Origin of the sequence: Rothia sp. HMSC065G12 (assembly GCF_001811455.1) — a bacterium.
Taxonomy (GTDB): domain Bacteria; phylum Actinomycetota; class Actinomycetes; order Actinomycetales; family Micrococcaceae; genus Rothia; species Rothia dentocariosa.
The window spans coordinates 42,625-59,000 of record NZ_KV804794.1 but is presented as its reverse complement, the minus strand read 5'-3'; the positions used below and the strand labels follow the sequence as shown (position 1 = coordinate 59,000).

The 16,376-nt window shown below is 57.9% G+C and carries 15 protein-coding genes; 3 read left to right on the top strand and 12 right to left on the bottom strand.

The window, feature by feature from the left end; all coding sequences use genetic code 11:
* Positions 1 to 200 precede the first annotated feature (200 nt).
* From rlmB to ispD, 4 genes are all read right to left on the bottom strand, one after another.
* On the bottom strand, positions 201 to 1,187 hold the full coding sequence (gene rlmB / locus HMPREF2804_RS00665; protein ID WP_070626901.1) for a 23S rRNA (guanosine(2251)-2'-O)-methyltransferase RlmB: 987 nt from the start codon (positions 1,185 to 1,187) through the stop codon (positions 201 to 203).
* 63 nt (positions 1,188 to 1,250) lie between these two features.
* Positions 1,251 to 2,681, bottom strand: coding sequence for a cysteine--tRNA ligase (cysS, locus tag HMPREF2804_RS00660; protein WP_070626900.1), 1,431 nt, complete (start codon positions 2,679 to 2,681; stop codon positions 1,251 to 1,253).
* A gap of 82 nt (positions 2,682 to 2,763) precedes the next feature.
* Complete coding sequence (gene ispF / locus HMPREF2804_RS00655) at positions 2,764 to 3,288, bottom strand: 2-C-methyl-D-erythritol 2,4-cyclodiphosphate synthase (RefSeq protein WP_070626899.1); 525 nt, start codon at positions 3,286 to 3,288, stop codon at positions 2,764 to 2,766.
* Between the two features lie 35 nt (positions 3,289 to 3,323).
* On the bottom strand, positions 3,324 to 4,094 hold the full coding sequence (ispD, locus tag HMPREF2804_RS00650; RefSeq protein WP_083308318.1) for a 2-C-methyl-D-erythritol 4-phosphate cytidylyltransferase: 771 nt from the start codon (positions 4,092 to 4,094) through the stop codon (positions 3,324 to 3,326).
* Between the two features lie 276 nt (positions 4,095 to 4,370).
* On the opposite strand from ispD, the gene HMPREF2804_RS00645 reads away from it, so the two are divergent.
* Positions 4,371 to 5,075 (top strand): hypothetical protein, encoded by a 705-nt coding sequence (locus HMPREF2804_RS00645; RefSeq protein ID WP_070626897.1) that lies wholly within the window; start codon positions 4,371 to 4,373, stop codon positions 5,073 to 5,075.
* Positions 5,076 to 5,162: 87 nt separating this feature from the next.
* On the opposite strand, the gene HMPREF2804_RS00640 is transcribed toward HMPREF2804_RS00645, so the two are convergent.
* The 5 genes from HMPREF2804_RS00640 to HMPREF2804_RS00620 form a co-directional block, all read right to left on the bottom strand.
* Positions 5,163 to 5,849: a response regulator transcription factor gene (locus tag HMPREF2804_RS00640; protein WP_070626895.1), complete on the bottom strand. Its 687-nt coding sequence runs from the start codon at positions 5,847 to 5,849 to the stop codon at positions 5,163 to 5,165.
* A 41-nt stretch (positions 5,850 to 5,890) separates the two neighbouring features.
* A complete protein-coding gene (locus HMPREF2804_RS00635) occupies positions 5,891 to 7,048 on the bottom strand; it encodes a sensor histidine kinase (protein WP_070626893.1) in 1,158 nt (385 codons plus the stop codon).
* 170 nt (positions 7,049 to 7,218) lie between these two features.
* Entirely contained in the window at positions 7,219 to 7,956 is a 738-nt protein-coding gene (locus HMPREF2804_RS00630; protein ID WP_004006587.1) for a phosphoglyceromutase, read from the bottom strand.
* A gap of 201 nt (positions 7,957 to 8,157) precedes the next feature.
* On the bottom strand, positions 8,158 to 8,493 hold the full coding sequence (locus HMPREF2804_RS00625) for a DUF2516 family protein (RefSeq protein WP_004006586.1): 336 nt from the start codon (positions 8,491 to 8,493) through the stop codon (positions 8,158 to 8,160).
* Positions 8,494 to 8,500: 7 nt separating this feature from the next.
* A complete protein-coding gene (locus HMPREF2804_RS00620; protein WP_070449628.1) occupies positions 8,501 to 9,694 on the bottom strand; it encodes a trans-sulfuration enzyme family protein in 1,194 nt (397 codons plus the stop codon).
* A 132-nt stretch (positions 9,695 to 9,826) separates the two neighbouring features.
* Here HMPREF2804_RS00620 and tmk point away from each other — a divergent pair, with 132 nt between their 5' ends.
* Together tmk and HMPREF2804_RS00610 are read left to right on the top strand one after the other, a co-directional pair.
* On the top strand, positions 9,827 to 10,588 hold the full coding sequence (tmk, locus tag HMPREF2804_RS00615; RefSeq protein ID WP_239664713.1) for a dTMP kinase: 762 nt from the start codon (positions 9,827 to 9,829) through the stop codon (positions 10,586 to 10,588).
* Entirely contained in the window at positions 10,585 to 11,724 is a 1,140-nt protein-coding gene (locus HMPREF2804_RS00610; RefSeq protein ID WP_070626888.1) for a DNA polymerase III subunit delta', read from the top strand. The genes tmk and HMPREF2804_RS00610 overlap by 4 nt, the downstream gene beginning before the upstream one ends.
* 117 nt (positions 11,725 to 11,841) lie before the next feature.
* Here HMPREF2804_RS00610 and HMPREF2804_RS00605 read toward each other — a convergent pair whose 3' ends face one another.
* The 3 genes from HMPREF2804_RS00605 to HMPREF2804_RS00595 form a co-directional block, all read right to left on the bottom strand.
* A complete protein-coding gene (locus tag HMPREF2804_RS00605; RefSeq protein ID WP_070626886.1) occupies positions 11,842 to 13,197 on the bottom strand; it encodes a PFL family protein in 1,356 nt (451 codons plus the stop codon).
* 17 nt (positions 13,198 to 13,214) lie between these two features.
* A complete protein-coding gene (locus HMPREF2804_RS00600; protein ID WP_004006581.1) occupies positions 13,215 to 13,484 on the bottom strand; it encodes an ACT domain-containing protein in 270 nt (89 codons plus the stop codon).
* 152 nt (positions 13,485 to 13,636) lie between these two features.
* Entirely contained in the window at positions 13,637 to 16,096 is a 2,460-nt protein-coding gene (locus HMPREF2804_RS00595; protein ID WP_070626884.1) for an RNA ligase, read from the bottom strand.
* Positions 16,097 to 16,376 lie beyond the last annotated feature (280 nt).

Below are 16,376 nucleotides of genomic sequence, written 5' to 3'. Positions count from 1 at the left end.
TCCTCGCCGCGGCGACTCATACAACTATACACACTCACACCCACCACCGCAACCCAGTGGGTGATGAGATAGAACACTCACAAAAACACTAGTCAGACGCGTCATTTATTTAGGTTTGCCACTATAGCCTCATATTCACCGCGAATGCATAAGCATGTGGGGAATCCGAATAGGTTCCACACGCACATCGGATAAGAGCGTTAGTGAGACTCAGCGCGATGGCGGGATACGTCATAGAGAGTAATGCCCACTGCCATTGCGGCGTTAAGAGACTCCATAGCCGAATCAATAGGAATCGACACGATCTGATCGCAGGTCTCCGTCACCAAACGCGAAAGACCCTTACCCTCGGAACCAACCACCACGCACAGAGGCTCAGAAGCGAGCTGTAGATTCGGCAGATCTATGTCTCCCCCACCGTCCAGACCAATCACAAAAATACCCTGCTCTTTTGCCTGCTGCAGCACACGCGTCAGATTCGTTGCCATCGCCACCGGAATACGCGCCGCCGCACCCGCGCTCGTCTTCCAGGCACCCGCAGTCACCGCAGCAGAACGACGCTCAGGAATAATGACCCCATCGCCGCTAAATGCCGAAACGCTGCGAATAATCGCGCCCAAATTTCGAGGATCGGTAATACCATCCAAAGCCACGAAAAGCGGGGGTGACTTGAGTTTACCGGCATGCCAGCGCTCCATAACGTCCAGCACCAAATCGGTAGCATCCGGATACTGGTAAGGCGGAATCTGCATTGCGATCCCCTGATGCACGGAGCCATCCGTAAGACGGTCCAGCTCGCTGCGGGGGATCTCCAGCATGGGCAGGTTTTTCTTATTCGCCGTCGTCATAATGTCGCGCACGCGGTCATCGACCTCGATACGGCTCATCACGTACAAGTGCTTCGCCGGGATATTGGTGCGAAGTGCCTCCAGAACCGCGTTGCGACCGGTAACAAGTTCATCACTCACGCGCTTGCCGCCCAGACGAGTCTGAAACTTACGATTCGTGCCGGTAGCCGCACGGCGCTCCGCCGCGCGCTTCATCTTATACGCCTTGTGGTAAACGCGATCCTCAGCCTTCGGGGTGGGGCCCTTACCTTCCAGCGCACGCCGACCGTGGCCGCCGGTGCCCTTCGTTGCACCCTTTTTCTTCGTGGTAGCGCCGGGGCGCGAACCTGCCTTAGCCATATCTGTATCCTTTAGTTCAACGTCTGTCATGCCCGCTTTCGGGGCGAGTTTCGGGGGAATCTGTTATGCGTTGAGGCTCCACGTAGAGCCCTGCGCGCCGTCCTTGACCGTAATACCTGCGGCGGCGAGCACATCGCGCATCCTATCGGCGGTTGCCCAGTCCTTCTCGGCACGGGCACTCGCGCGCTGCTCCAAAATAGTGTGAATAAGCGCGTCTAATGCCTGATGCTCCGCGCCAGATGCTCCCGAACCGTCAAGATTCATGAGCGAAATCAGCCCCAGCACGTTCGCCATCGCCCACACGGCGTTTGCACATTCGGAGGCATCCGAACCGGCGGCAAGCGCGGCGTTACCGGCGCGAGTCTGCTCGTGAAGCACCGCAAGCGCACGCGGAATATTCATATCGTCATCGAGCGCATCCGCAAAGTCCTGCGGTACGCGACGTTCCTGCGGATTCGGGACCATAAGCTCCAAGGTGGCGGCGAGGAATGCCTCCACACGCTCGATAGCAACCCGTGCCTCTTCTAATGAAGTGGGGCGGTAATCCAGCACCGAACGATAATGTGCCGAACCCAAGTAATAGCGCACCACCAAGGGGCGAGCCTGCTGCAGCATTTGCACGGGCGAAATGGTGTTGCCGATTGACTTCGACATTTTCTCGCCCTCGTAAGTGACCATACCGTTGTGCATCCAGAAGTTAGCGAAATCATCGCCCGCAGCCGTGGACTGCGCCAGTTCATTCTCGTGATGCGGAAAACGCAGATCCAGCCCGCCGCCGTGGATGTCGAACCGCTTCCCCAGATATTTACCCGCCATCGCGGAGCATTCCAGATGCCAGCCGGGACGACCGCGGCCCCACGGCGAGTCCCACGCTGCGGTCAGCGGTTCGCCTTCCTTATACCCCTTCCACAGGGCAAAATCGCGGGGATCACGCTTGCCACGCGGGTCCGCGTCGGCGGAATCCTGCATATCGTCTACACTCTGGCGGGTGAGCGCGCCATACTGTTCCCAAGAACGCACATCGAAGTAGACATCCCCAGAATCATCAAGCGCCGGGTATGCGTGCCCGCGGTCGATAAGACGCTGAATAAGCTCAAACATCTCAGGAATGTGACCGGTCGCGCGCGGCTCATAGGTTGGCGGGTCAATACCCAACGTCGCATATGCGCGCGCAAAAACTTTCTCGTATCGATACGCGAGCGCCCACCACTGCTCGTTGGGGTGTTCCCCAGTGTAGATAGGCTGTGCAGATTCAACGGACTTCGCCAAAATTTTATCGTCAATATCCGTAACATTGCGCACGGTGGTGACTTTGAACCCGCGGTAGCGCATCCACCGCGCAAGCTGGTCGAAGACCAGGGCGGAACGGATATGCCCCACATGCGGTTCGCCCTGCACGGTGGCACCGCAGTAGTAGATGCGTGCCTCGCCGGGGACTACCGGTTCAAAATCTCGGATGCTTGATGTTGCTGAATCATAAAAACGCATAGTCACAGTACCTAGTTTACGGGGTATAGCACCCGAGCGGCGGGTACCGCCGGATTCTCATTTAATAATCTTCCGTCGAGGGTGGGAACTACACCACCGGGTAAAGGAGTGCGGTGGCAACGGCTGCAACGCCTTCGCCGCGTCCGGTCAGACCCAAACCGTCGGTCGTGGTCGCTATAACAGTCACCGAAGCCCCAGCCGCTTCACTCAGAACACGATTGGCTTCTGCGCGGCGCGGCGAAAATTTGGGGCGGTTACCGATCAGCTGCACGCTGATGTTGCCGACCTCGAAACCTGCCGCTCGCACGATTGCCGCCGCCTCCGAGAGAATACGCACCCCGGATGCGCCCGCCATATCTGGACGATCCACCCCGAAATTACTGCCCAAGTCTCCGGTACCGGAGGCGGCAAAGAGCGCATCGGCGGCCGCGTGCGCAACGACATCGCCGTCGGAATGCCCGCTGAGCCCGCGTTCGTCCGGCCAGTACAGCCCCGCGATCCACAGCTCGGTGTTTTCCTCGCCAAAGGCATGTACGTCTACGCCGGTTCCTACGCGGGGTATGACCGGCTCTTGGGAACCGGGGCGGTTCTGCGTGCTGGGAATATCTGTCATGAAGGTGCCTTTCATCGCGGTTTTGTGTTTAGCCTTTAGGAGCCGGCGGATTCCGGGGCGGTTGGGTAAAGTGCGCGCGCTATGCGAAGGTCGAGCGGGGTCGTGATTTTGAAAGCGTCGGTATGCCCAGTCACGGTATGTACCTGTTCTCCGTATGCCTCGACCGCCATCGCATCATCGGTAATCTGCTCGGCGACTGAAGCCTCAAGCGTGCGGCTGTGCTCATGCGCGGCACGCAGAGTGTCGATCCTGAAGCCTTGCGGGGTTTGTACGGCACGCATAAGCGCACGGGAGGGCGTGCCGGTGACGGTGCCGTGCGCATCCACGGTTTTAATGGTGTCGATCACGGGAACGACGGGGATAACGGCCCGATGCCCGGCAGTCAGCGCTTGGGCGACCGTGCGGAAAACCTGGGGAGGCGTAAACGCGCGGGCGCAATCGTGAATAAGCACCCGATCGATGGACGGGTTTTCGGCGGCGAGCGCATCGAGGGCGGCGATGACCGATGCGGTGCGGGTGTTGCCGCCTTCCGTAACGAGAGCATCAAATTCGGCGGCATCGGTCAGTAATTGCGGGCACCGGTGCGCGCAGTCAGGTGGAACCGTTACGACGAGACGTTCCGCAATACCCGAGGCACGCGCGCGCTCAAGTGCCCAGTACAGCAGGGTTTTTCCGTGTACATCGACGGCAGCTTTAGGCATCTTTTCTTTGAGGCGGGGGCCGGAACCCGCGCCGAGCACGACGATGGCGGTGCGAGCTGTCGGGGAAGCATTCGTGGCTAGAGCCTCTGGATAGTTTTCAGTCACATCTAAGAGGGTACCCGATAGTGTGCTTCTGAGGTTTTGAGATGTTTGCGCAGGTTTATGACGCTGAGCGAGACTCGCAAAATTCCACGGTGTTTTCCCGAGGACGGCATAAAACCGGCGTCATGTACAGGTCTCATACTGACGATTTGTCATCACATTGCTAAACTAGAGTGCGAGAGTCAAATCTTGTGTCGCTTCTGTGCGCTCGCGTGCAAGGCGGCTTTATATGCACGCACACAGAGTCGCAGGGCTCATCAGAATCTAGGAGGACGCGCCGTGAAGTTCGCCGTTTCCCACTCTCTTAAGCGCGCCGGTGCGGGTGTGGCTATTGCAGCCGCGCTCATATCAGCAACTGGCTGCGGTTATATCTATACCCAGCCGACAACCCTGCAGTATGCTGCGTCCGACGGGGTTAAGGCCGATCTTAACGGCGTTGAGCTTCGCAATATCATGATGGTTTCATCCGGCAAAGGTGCGGATGGTCGTCTGCTCGGCACTATCCTGAATAAGAGCGACCACGATATTACCGTTACCTTCGCGTTCCCCAGCGGCGAGAAATCCGTCAAGGTTGCCAAGGGCCAGCAGGTACGTTTAGAAAGTAATGATTCTCAGGTGATCGTGCCGAAGATTTCGCAGACTCCCGGTGAGACCCTGGCGAATACTCAGGTTTCTTCGAACGATCAATCCACGACCCTAAATATTCCGGTCTTAGACGGAACTCTCAAGGAGTACGCTTCCTACATGCCGAATGCGGCGAGCTCGCGTGCATCCTCGCAGTCCTCTCATGCGGCAACTCCCAGTGCCAGCACGCCTGCGAAAACCCCAACGCCGAGCGCATCGGCAACTGCCGTTCCCACGAATACGGCGACCGCTGTGCCTACGGCTCCTGAACCGGCAGAGACTCCTTCATACGACGAATCTGAGGAAGTCCCCACCCCGGCTCCTACGGCGAGCGTACCCGTCTACGAGAACGTACAGTAACTCTGGTAAGGATTCGCCTCTCAAGGTGCAGAAAAAGGCTCTTTATGTTGGATAAAGAGCCTTTTTCAGTATGGATATGGTGAGTCTCTACGCCTCAAATTTATAGCCCAGCCCACGCACCGTAATCACATAGCGCGGGGAGGATGCTTTCGGCTCGATCTTAGCGCGCAGGCGCTTAATATGCACATCTAATGTCTTCGTATCGCCCACATAATCTGCGCCCCAGACCCGCTCAATCAGCTGGGCTCGCGTCATCACGCGACCGGTGTTGCGAAGCAAAATCTCTAAAAGTTCAAACTCTTTCAGGGGCATGGAAACTTCCTCACCGTCCACGGTGACGACGTGACGCTCCACATCCATACGCACCGGACCAGCCGCCAAAGCTTTCTGATCCTGTTCATCGCCGTGGTCTGGGCTCTGCCTCCGCAGCACCGCCCGGATGCGCGCCATCAGCTCCCGCGAAGAGTACGGCTTAGTCACATAGTCGTCAGCCCCAAGTTCAAGCCCGAGTACCTTGTCAATCTCGGAATCCTTAGCGGTCAGCATGATGATCGGAACCGAGGAGGATGCGCGAATTTTCTTGCACACCTCCATACCGGACATTCCGGGAAGCATCACGTCAAGGAGTACTAAGTCTGGGTCTTCTCTCTCAAAGGCAGGCACCGCATCCAGACCATTGTCGACTACAACGGGCGTAAAACCTTCGCGCCCGAGCAGGAAAGACAGCGGGTCATAGAGCGCCTCTTCATCCTCAACAAGCAGAATTTTCGTCATCGTTACCTCTGTTTTATGTCCTGTAGCTAGTGTAGCTCAGCTCACGAGTTATCGGCGGATTCCAGGATTTCAGGGGTCGAATGGTCTGCCTCGGCAAGCGGCAGACTCAGCGTAAATGTGGAGCCCTCCCCCAGGGTCGAGTCCACGGTGACCATGCCACCGTGCTGCGCCATCACGTGCTTGACGATGCTCAGACCCAGACCGGTACCGCCGGTTTGCCGTGAACGGGCCGGGTCTACACGATAAAAACGCTCAAAAATACGTTTCTGGTCTTCTTCAGAGATTCCGGAGCCCTGATCTGTCACCGAAATCAGCAAGTTTTCGTGCGAGGTTTCGACCGTGACATCAACGCGGGTATCTTCGGGGGAATACCGCACCGCGTTCTCAATGAGGTTGTGCACCGCGATCCCAAGCAGTTCGGGGTCTGCATAAACCTCACGGTCGGCGTGGGCATCCGTGTGGATGGTGATGTTCTTGGCTTCGGCGGCGAGATTGGAACGATCAACAGCCTCCCCCACCAGGCTGTTGATTGATACTAATTTTCCGCTGCCGATCACATCGGCGGACTGCAGGCGGGAAAGTTCGATAATATCGCGGACCAGCGCGGTCAGACGCTTTGTTTCTTTGTGCAGACGACTCGTGAAATAGTCGATAGATTCCGGGTCATCGCGGGCTTCTTCAATGGCTTCTGCGAGCAGGCTAATTGCCCCTACCGGAGTTTTCAGCTCATGCGAAACGTTCGCCACGAAGTCGTTGCGTACCCGCTGCACACGCGAGATTTCGGTGCGGTCATCGGCGAGCACCAGAATATATTCGTTTCCCACAGGAGCCACGCGCAAATCGATCACCAGGGATTCGTCCTCGCCCCGGGCTATCTCAAGTTCTTTTTCCACGAAAATACCGCGGTGCCGCACGGTGCGGATCATCTCGGCAAGCTCAATCGAAAGCACGGTGTGCCCGCGCACCAGCCCCATGGCGTAGGCGCCCGGCGAAGCCTGCACGACCCCTCCGACCTCGTCTACCACCACATAGGCACGCCCAATAACCGCGAGCACCTGCGCCGCGCCGTCGCTCAAGGCAGGTTCGGCAACGGTCGTGCGATGTCGTTCACGCTCGAACCGCCTCAGAATACCCATGCTCAAAAGACCTAGAGCCAGTCCGAGAACGCCGGAGGAAAAAGCGATAAGACCTGCGTTCAACGGGCGATTCCTTCCTGAAAGTGCCTATCTGATGTGCGGTGTGCATTGTATCTGAAGCGAAAACCTGACCGCCGCGGTGCCGAGGTGCTCTGAAAACGGTGAGAACCCACCGCCCCGGTCAGTTCAACACTACCGGAACGATGGGTTCTCCTACCATGCGCGTTAAATAATTACTTACCCTGGTTTGCGACAGCCGCGATAGCATCCTTCGCAGCTTCAGGGTCAAGGTACTCGCCCGGCTTGAGAGGCTTAAAGTTCTCGTCCAGCTCGTAGTACAGCGGAATGCCGGTCGGAATGTTCAAACCAGCGATATCCTCATCGGAGATGTTCTCCAAATGCTTCACGAGCGAGCGCAGGGAGTTACCGTGCGCCGCGACCAGAACAGTCTTACCGTCGGCAAGGTCGGGCTTAATATCGGATTCCCAGTATGGAAGCATACGACCGAGAACGTCCTTGAGGCACTCAGTGCGGGGTGCGTTCTCAACGTCTGCGTAGCGGGGATCGTTTGCCTGCGAGTAGGGGTCACTATCGTCCAGCGGCGGAGGCGGCACATCGTAGGAACGACGCCAAGTCATGAACTTCTCGTCACCATATTCTTCACGGATCTCAGACTTGTTCTTACCCTGCAGAGCGCCGTAGTGACGCTCGTTCAGACGCCAGGTACGCTTGACCGGAATCCAGAGGCGGTCGGCCGCATCCAGGGCAATATTTGCGGTGTTGATAGCGCGGCGCTGCAGTGAGGTGTGCACAATATCGGGAAGGATGCCGCGTTCTTTCAGCAGTTCGCCGCCGCGCTGAGCCTCAGCACGACCCTTATCAGTCAGATTCACATCGACCCAGCCGGTGAACAGGTTCTTTTCGTTCCACTCCGACTGGCCGTGACGCAGGAGTACTAGTTTATATGTCATAGCTTCTATTTTTTCATGCGGGCGGCGGTTTGTCATGCTTATGCCAGCAACACCACACCGCCATCTTGCCCTATATCTCGCGGCAGAAGACGAATCGGCGCGTAGCGCACCCTGTACGGATGCGCCACGCGCCGAAAAGGTCAAAGTCACCCTATAACCCGGGTGAAAGATACGGGCTGCACGCCTTGACGAAACGAGCGCCTAGTAGCGGCGGTTACCGCCCACGGCAGGCCAGACTCCCGCTAGGAAAACACTCGAAATAGTGGCGGCGACCAGCTGGAAAAGTACCACGCTGCTTGTAGCGCTGGGGTTATATGTAAAGCTCAAGGCGCTCCAAACCCCCAGCAGACCAACCGCGGCGGAACCGCCGGTCATAGCCATCCAGAAATTCTTGGAGCGTTTGCCGTTGAACGTGTACATATTCGCGGGTGCCATGACGGACCGCACAAAGGCGAGAATACAAATCCACGCCACCACGAGGGCAAGTAACCCGTCAATAATCAGGGTGGCGTAAAACAAAAGCTGAGGAGCAGTCATATTTTCCTTACTGGATGACCTGCTCGATGGCGGTCACCAAATCCTGGTAGAGATCATCGACATTCTCAATGCCGACCGATAGACGCAGCAGCGACGGCGGAATGGAGTCGGGTTCGCTCCCGTGCCGACGACGGCGTTCAATCAGGGATTCTACACCACCAAGGCTCGTTGCCGGAGTCCACACGCGCAAAGCCTCTACCACACGCTGCGTTTGTTCATCGCTGGCACGCAAGACCACGCACAGCACCGCGCCGAACCCGCCGTGCATCTGCTTCTTAGCCAGCTCATGCCCATTACTGCCGGGCAAACCGGGGTACCGTACCTCTTCTACCGCCGGATGCTCACTCAAGCGCTCAGCCAGCCTCTGCGCGTTGTGCACCGAACGCTCAACGCGAAGCGCCAGGGTTCGCAGACCGCGTAAGCCGAGCCACGCCTCCACGGGTCCGGGAATAGCCCCGTTGGTGATGCGATGGTGCAGCATTGCCTGATAGAGGTCCTCGTTCGAGGTGACCGTAATGCCCAGGAGCACATCCGAATGCCCTGCCAGGAACTTGGTCGCAGAGTGAACCACCACGTCAGCACCGAAGGAGAGAGGCTTCTGCAAAATCGGGGTGGCGAAGGTGTTATCGACAGCGGTCACCACGCCCAGACGTTTCGCCGCAGCGCAAATAGTAGGCAGGTCGGCTACCTCAAGCATGGGGTTCGTGGGGCTCTCCAGCCAGGCGAGTACCTTCGGAGCTGCATAATCCACGGTTTCGGGGGTTACACCGGTGCGGGCAGCAGCATCTTCGAAGGCGGCGATCACCGAAGCGGTATCTTCCAGATCGATGCGCACGACCTCAGCAATACCGCGTTTCTGCAAATCCTTGCTCATAGTGATAGAGGCCATGTAGGCATGTTTAGGAATGAGAATAACCGACCCGACCGGTACCAAATCCAGAATCGAGGCAATCGCTGCCATGCCCGAAGGGAATAAGAGACCGTGTGTGCCACCTTCCAACCCGGCGACAACCTCTTCCATAGCTTCCCAGGTGGGGTTGGCGAACCGCGCATACACTTTATCGGAGACGGTATCAACGGTACCGGCTCCACGGTAGGTTGAGGACAAAATAATCGGTGGGTTCACCGGCGCATCATGCTCATGCGCGGGACGGCCACCGCTCACCACATAGGTCTCTGCTGACATCTTCTCTTCACTCATGCTTTTAAGAGTGGCACAGCGAAGGCTCACATGCACGCCGAACGCCGCAGAAAGTCATGTTCTGGCTCGGCAACGCCGTGAAAACGTTCGCCTTCCTTTATCGCGTTCGGCAGGCACGGTACCCTTAGTAGGGTGAACGATTCCCTGCACTACACGCCACAGAGTACGCCCGCGCAGCCGGGTTCAGCGCCCGATCGCCGCGGGCTTTTTATCGTCTTCGAAGGCGGTGACGGTGCGGGCAAAACTACCCAGCTTGCCCGGCTTCAAACCGCTCTAGAGGCTCAAGGCTACACCGTGATTGCTACCCGAGAACCAGGCGGAACACCCCTTGGCGAGGCTCTGCGGGACCTCGTTCTTAAACACGGTTCCAGCGAGGTCGATGCTCGTGCCGAGGCACTGATTTTTGCTGCATCCCGTGCGGCGCATGCGGCGCAGAAGATTCGTCCCGCGCTCGCTACCGGGACGGTAGTACTCAGCGACCGTTATCTCGATTCTTCCGCAGCCTACCAGGGCATTGGGCGTAATCTGGGCAAAGATACCATCACGGATTTAAGTCGCTGGGCAACCGAAGATCTGATACCGCACGCCACAATTCTGCTGGATGTTCCCCTCACCGATGAGTCCCAGCGCATGAGCGACCGCGGCACCGTAGACCGGATTGAGGCGGAAGGCGCTGATTTCAAAGCCCGCGTGCATGCTGCTTTCGCTGATATTGCGCAGCAGAACGCCGACGGTGCGCATTATGTAGTGGATGGTTGTGGAAGTGTGGATGCGGTGCACGAACGGGTGCTTGAGGTTGTTCGCCCGCTCTTGAAATCCCGAGAGTTAGCCCGCGATAACGGTGATACCGATGAGAATCTTACCCCCGGTGGTTTCGGGGAGGACGCCCTATGAGCCTGTGGGATGAGCTGATTCTGCCCGCGGGCACGCTTGACCAACTGCGCCGCGACGCATCCGCCGAACGCCCCACGCATGCCTGGCTTTTTACCGGGGCGGCGGGGGCACCGCATCGGCGAGCTGCTCTTATTTTCGCGGCGGCGCTGCTGTGTGAACAGCCCGATCCTGCCGATCGCGGGTGCGGCACCTGCAAGGGCTGTGTGACCGTGCTGAACGGTTCGCACTCGGACTTTACACATTTTCGCACCGAGGCGGTCAGCATCAGCATTGACGATGCCCGCGACCTTGTGATGAAGGCGCAGGATAGGCCGTCGGTCGGGCGGTGGCGCGTGATCCTTATGGAAGACACCGAACGCATGCCCGAGCGCACCTCTAACGTGCTCTTGAAGGCTATCGAGGAACCGCCGCCGCACACGATTTGGCTGCTGACGGCTCCCTCCCCCACCGATGTGCTCGTGACGATTCGTTCGCGCTGCCGCCCCGTACAGCTGCCGGTTCCTGCTATCGCCGATGTTGCCGCCAAGCTCGCTGCCGACGGGGTTGAGGATGCGCTGGCACGCCACGCGGCAACACTCGCGCAGGGTGATGCCGAGATTGCCGCCCGACTGGCACACGACCCCACAGCCCTGCAGCGGCGCGAAACTCTACCGCTTCTCATCATGAACATTCGTTCTATTTCTTCGGCGTATGCGGCAGCGGACAGGCTTATCACGCTCGCGGAACAGGACGCCGCCGAAGCCGCTGCGGCACGCGACGAGAAGGAACGCTCCGAACTATTGGCGATCCTGGGCATCACCGAAGGGGCGCGCATCTCCCCCAGTCTGCGCTCGCAGGTGCGGCGACTGGAGGACGAGCAGAAACGGCGTGCGAAGCGCATCCAATCGGATACACTGCTGCGATCGATGACGGAGATTCAGACGGTGCTACGCGATGTGCTCACCCTGCAGCTAAACTCCGGGTCTACCCTCATGAATGAGCACGCCCGGGATGCGCTCGCCGAGTTTGCCGCACGTACGAGTGCCGCACAGACCTTGGAACATGTGCAGGCGCTTGAGGTTGTGCTCGGCAGGCTGCGTACTAATGCGAACGCACGCCTGCTCATTGAAGGATTTATGGGTAGGTTTGTGCACTAGCTAGCCGCGTCCCGTCCCCTCATAGCAAGAGCCTTGATCGTGAAAAAAGCGAATTTTCTAACGCTTTATTCACGTCAAGGCTCTTTTAGTACCGAGAAAACGAAGCCGCAGATGCTCCTAGTTCCTAAACCCGTGCACCGGCGAGGGTATCCTGCCGCAGCGGGCGATGAACGCCTCCGAAGATGGGGTATGCACCGGCATAATCGGGGAGCGCCCCAGCAGCCCGCCGAATTCGACGGTATCGCCCACGCCCAGACCGACGGCTGGAATCACGCGCACGGCGGTGGTCTTGTGGTTCATCACACCGATCGCAGCCTCATCGGCAATCATGGCGGCAAGCGTCGCGGCGGAGGTATCGCCCGGCACCGCAACCATATCCAGCCCGACCGAGCAGATCGCGGTCATCGCCTCCAGCTTATCGAGCGTAATATGCCCGGCGGCGGCAGAATCGATCATGCCAGCATCCTCGGAGATCGGGATGAACGACCCAGAGAGCCCACCCACATGCGAACAGGCCATGAGCCCGCCCTTCTTGACCGCATCGTTGAGCAGGGCAAGCGCCGCCACGGTACCGTGAGTTCCCACAGTTTCCAGACCCATTTCTTCAAGGATATGCGCTACTGAATCGCCGATCTCAGCGGTAGGCGCCAGTGAAAGGTCCACAATATTGAAGTACACGCCCAAGCGTTCGGCGGCTAAATGACCGACCAGCTGGCCCACGCGGGTAATCTTGAAGGCGGCGCGTTTGATAGCCTCGGCGCACGCATCAAAACGCTCGCCACGCACTTGCTGTAGGGCACGCTGCACCACACCGGGGCCGGAAACGCCCACCGAAATAGTGGTGTCTGCCTCCTGTACTCCGTGGAAAGCGCCCGCCATGAAGGGGTTGTCGCTCACGGCGTTGGCGAAGACCACAAGTTTGGCGCACCCGAAGCCGTTGGTATCTGCGGTGAGGTCAGCGGTTTCACGAATGATTTCGCCCATGCGTTTAACGCCGCTCATGTTAATACCGGCGCGGGACGAACCAATATTCACCGACGAACACACGACATCGGTCTCAGCGAGCGCAGCGGGAATAGAATCCATGAGCACGTTATCGGAAGGGGTAGCGCCTTTGTCGATCAGCGCGCTGAATCCGCCAATAAAGTTCACGCCCACGGCTTTTGCTGCGGCATCGAGAGTGCGAGCATACTCAAGATATTCGCTTTCTCCGCTAGCTGCCGCGACCACGGAAATTGGGGTTACGGCAATGCGCTTATTTACGATCGGTATGCCCAGCTCAACTTCGATACCTTCACATACGCTCACCAGGTTTTTAGCGCGAGAGGTGATTTTGTCGTAGATTTTGCTGCGTGCCACATCGCCGTCAGAGTCGGCGCAGTCCAGGAGCGAGATGCCCATGGTAACGGTGCGGATATCGAGTTTTTCTTCCTCGATCATGCGGATGGTTTCGAGTATTTGGTCGTTCATCATTGAGGTTATCCCGCGCCTTAGATGCTGTGCATCGCTTTGAAGATGGTTTCCGCTTGAATACGGATTTGCACCTTTTGGGCGTGTTCTACGGCTGTCATAGACTCCTGTAGGTCGATGAGATTCTGTTCGGTGTCGTCAAAGGAGCAGTGCATAATCATGGTGAAGTACTCGCCCATAATGGTTTGAGAAACGTCAAGCACATTCACGTGGCGTTCCGTGAGCTTGGTGGTGACGGCGGCGATAATGCCTTCGTGATCGATTCCGGTTACGGTCAGAATAATTTTCACGGTGATTCCTTTACTCGTGTAAGCCCGGTATTCGCACGTTTGCTGGCACGAATGCTTGTTTAGGAATTGTAACGCACGTATAGCTATGCAGACCCGCGCAACATGCTTGAGGCGGCGCTCACGTTCTCGCGGGCGCCACCTCAGCTTGTGGGCTAGTCCAGCCGTCCGTGCGTGTTAACGCCGTGCAGCAGGTCTTTCAGATGCGGTGCCAGCCGCGGTAAATCCCATGCATGGTGCCTGCTGATGGTGGAGACAATATAGTCGCTGAGGTTCAGCCCCAGGCGTTCGGCGTTGCGTTCCAGCTTCTCACGGTCGGCCTGGGTGCCCCTGCGCTGTTCGGATGGCTCGCACAGGTAGTCCACCAGCGCGGGAATCGCGCGGGCTCGTTTCGTGGCGGAGTACCCGGGCGCCTTGATTTTGACCATATAGCCCGTAGAGTCACGGATAACCCAGCCTTCAGCGTCGCTTGTACGCGCATCCTGAAGCAGGCGGGTGAAATCGGCGTCGTCCTTGAGGGGAATTTCTTCGACCGTAGAGATGCGCACGGGGCCGTATTCCTTGGTGGGGCGCGGCTGCGCGAAGGCTTTTGGTGAGAGCCACAGGTCTTCAAAGCGGGCCGGTTTCACCCTGAACTGCGCGGTGTTTGCGATCATATCGAGCAGATAGAGCGTGACGTGTTCGTAGGGCACGATGTGCGGGTCGCGGAACGGATCGACCACCTCAACTGTTAGTGATGAATCCATGCGGGTGAGCGCTTCGGTGAGCCGAGCGCGTTCTTTCTGGGTGAGGGCGGCGCGCAGGATGCCTTCGGCGTGGCGGCTGTAGGCGGTTACCCCGCTCTTGCTGTAGACGGTGAGCATACCTTCGAAGACCGTGATAATCGCTAGATATCCGTTTTCTTTGGCGCGTGCAACGGCCGGGTAGGTGAGGCGTTCGCGAACGTGTGCCTCACTCTCATGCCCGGGCTCGTCCATATTGAAGAATTTTTCGTACCCGCGCCCCACAATTTTGCCGGTTTCGGCGTGGATAAAGAGCCCGCGCGCTTTGGCGGTGGTCTTATCCCAGGCGCCTTTGTAGAAGGCTTTACGCGTGAAATTGCACGCGAGCACGCCGGCAGGTTCGGTTGCGCGCACGTTCACATTGGGGTTGGCGCGCATCTCCTCTAGCAGGCGATGCCCGTCGTTGAGTTGTTCTGCGGAACCGTTTGCAGCATTGTTCGAGGCCCCCGCCGCTCTGCTCCCCGAGGCGTAAGGATCGGGGACGAGGGAGCTCGATGGAATTTTCACGATTTCGCGCTTCCATACGGCTTTTTCGGGTGCACCGGATGCGCTATCCTCGCGGCTGAACACCACGGCGCTCAGCTCGCCGCCGGTAAATTCGACGCTGCTTTCTAACGGAATGAGATTACTGTATCCTGCCGAACCGAGTGCCGCCGGGCGGTGACCGTAAATTTGGGTGATACCGGCGGCCCGGCTTAGGTCGTTGAGCGTGTCTTCGTAGCCTGCGTACTGGGTTTTACCCGCCCGCGCCTGCGGATACGGATTAGAACCCAAATAGAACGTTTCATCTGCATACAGCCCCGTGAGGTATCCCTCCCCTACGCCTTCCAGCGTGCGATGGGAATCCGCGAAGAGCTGCGGTGCAACCCCGGCGTGGGTTACAAAATAACGCTCCTGCCCAAGAGTAAAGGGCATCATATTCACGGCGGTGTTGAGCATGGCGATCACTCGGCTGTTGTACACGCCGTGGGCGGCGAGCGCATCCAGGGTTTCGCGGGCATCACGGTAGCGGCGCACACCCCGGATAGTGTGCATGATGGAGCGTTCGTGGTTGCCCATCACCAGGTGCACGTTGGGCAGGGTGCTGAGGGCGGGTTCAAGGATGTCAAAGACTTTTTCGGGGTTCTGTCCGCGGTCGAAAAGGTCGCCGGCGAATATCCAGCAGATGTTTTCATCACTCAGCCCGGTTTCGGGTGAGAGGGCGCTGATAAGCTTTTCGAGTTCACCACCCATGCCCTGAATATCGCCGACCACGACTACTTTATGGTAGTTATCGAGCACGCGCACCGGGGTGAAGAGTTCGGTAAAAACCTGGTCGGGGGCGATGTACCCGGCGACCACATCCCGGTAGTTTTTGAGGATGCTGCGCCAGTTCTCGCGCAGCTCGCGGTGGTTGTTGTAGGCGGTCTCGATAACCTCTTCGGGTACGCGCTTGATGTATTCACGGGCTATGTTGCGCGTATACAGCTCGTCGAGGGTGAGTTCGCCTTGAAAATCGACGAGGTATGCGGTGTAGCAGTATTTGCGCGCAAATTCGAGGAAGGTTTTCATGTTGCGCAGCAGCACGTTCATATTGTCGATAAATACGGTGTTGCCGTGCCGCATATTCTCTTCCACACAGTCGTTCACCCGGCGGATAGCCTTCGATTCGGCACTGGTGTTTTGTGATAAGGCTAGTGCGGGCTGATTATCGAGCGTGTAGGTGATGTATCCGCATTTGCGGCGCTCGGCATCCCAAGAATGCGTGAGGTCTGCAAGTTCGGGATGCGCGGTGATCCAGGTGCTCTTACCGGCACCCGCCGCACCGGCTAAGAGGAAGATTTTACGTGCCATCGGTGCTGTCTTTCGTCGTCGTCGGAGGTTGTGGTTGGGTAATTTACAGTGTATTTAAGACATCATCGACCTTAATCTGTCCAAAATAAAAATAATGACATCTCCAGAGATAGACGCCACGCGTTGCCTTCAACAGCTCAACTCTAAAATCTCAAAAATACCATACGGCGAAATCATACCCAGAAGCTACTAAACACCATAATCTAGCCCCCATCCACAGCACTGCGTACTCAGTATTCAGCATACCTACAAGCCAGCTTAGTCGTTCCTAGAACAAAGC

Excerpts from the sequence above, each read along its gene's own strand:
- rlmB (WP_070626901.1), bottom strand. The coding sequence starts at position 1,187 with ATGGCTAAGGCAGGTTCGCGCCCCGGCGCTACCACGAAGAAAAAGGGT.
- HMPREF2804_RS00630 (WP_004006587.1), bottom strand. The coding sequence starts at position 7,956 with ATGACATATAAACTAGTACTCCTGCGTCACGGCCAGTCGGAGTGGAAC.
- HMPREF2804_RS00610 (WP_070626888.1), top strand. The coding sequence starts at position 10,585 with ATGAGCCTGTGGGATGAGCTGATTCTGCCCGCGGGCACGCTTGACCAA.
- HMPREF2804_RS00620 (WP_070449628.1), bottom strand. The coding sequence starts at position 9,694 with ATGAGTGAAGAGAAGATGTCAGCAGAGACCTATGTGGTGAGCGGTGGC.
- HMPREF2804_RS00595 (WP_070626884.1), bottom strand. The coding sequence starts at position 16,096 with ATGGCACGTAAAATCTTCCTCTTAGCCGGTGCGGCGGGTGCCGGTAAG.
- HMPREF2804_RS00605 (WP_070626886.1), bottom strand. The coding sequence starts at position 13,197 with ATGATGAACGACCAAATACTCGAAACCATCCGCATGATCGAGGAAGAA.
- HMPREF2804_RS00640 (WP_070626895.1), bottom strand. The coding sequence starts at position 5,849 with ATGACGAAAATTCTGCTTGTTGAGGATGAAGAGGCGCTCTATGACCCG.
- HMPREF2804_RS00625 (WP_004006586.1), bottom strand. The coding sequence starts at position 8,493 with ATGACTGCTCCTCAGCTTTTGTTTTACGCCACCCTGATTATTGACGGG.
- ispF (WP_070626899.1), bottom strand. The coding sequence starts at position 3,288 with ATGACAGATATTCCCAGCACGCAGAACCGCCCCGGTTCCCAAGAGCCG.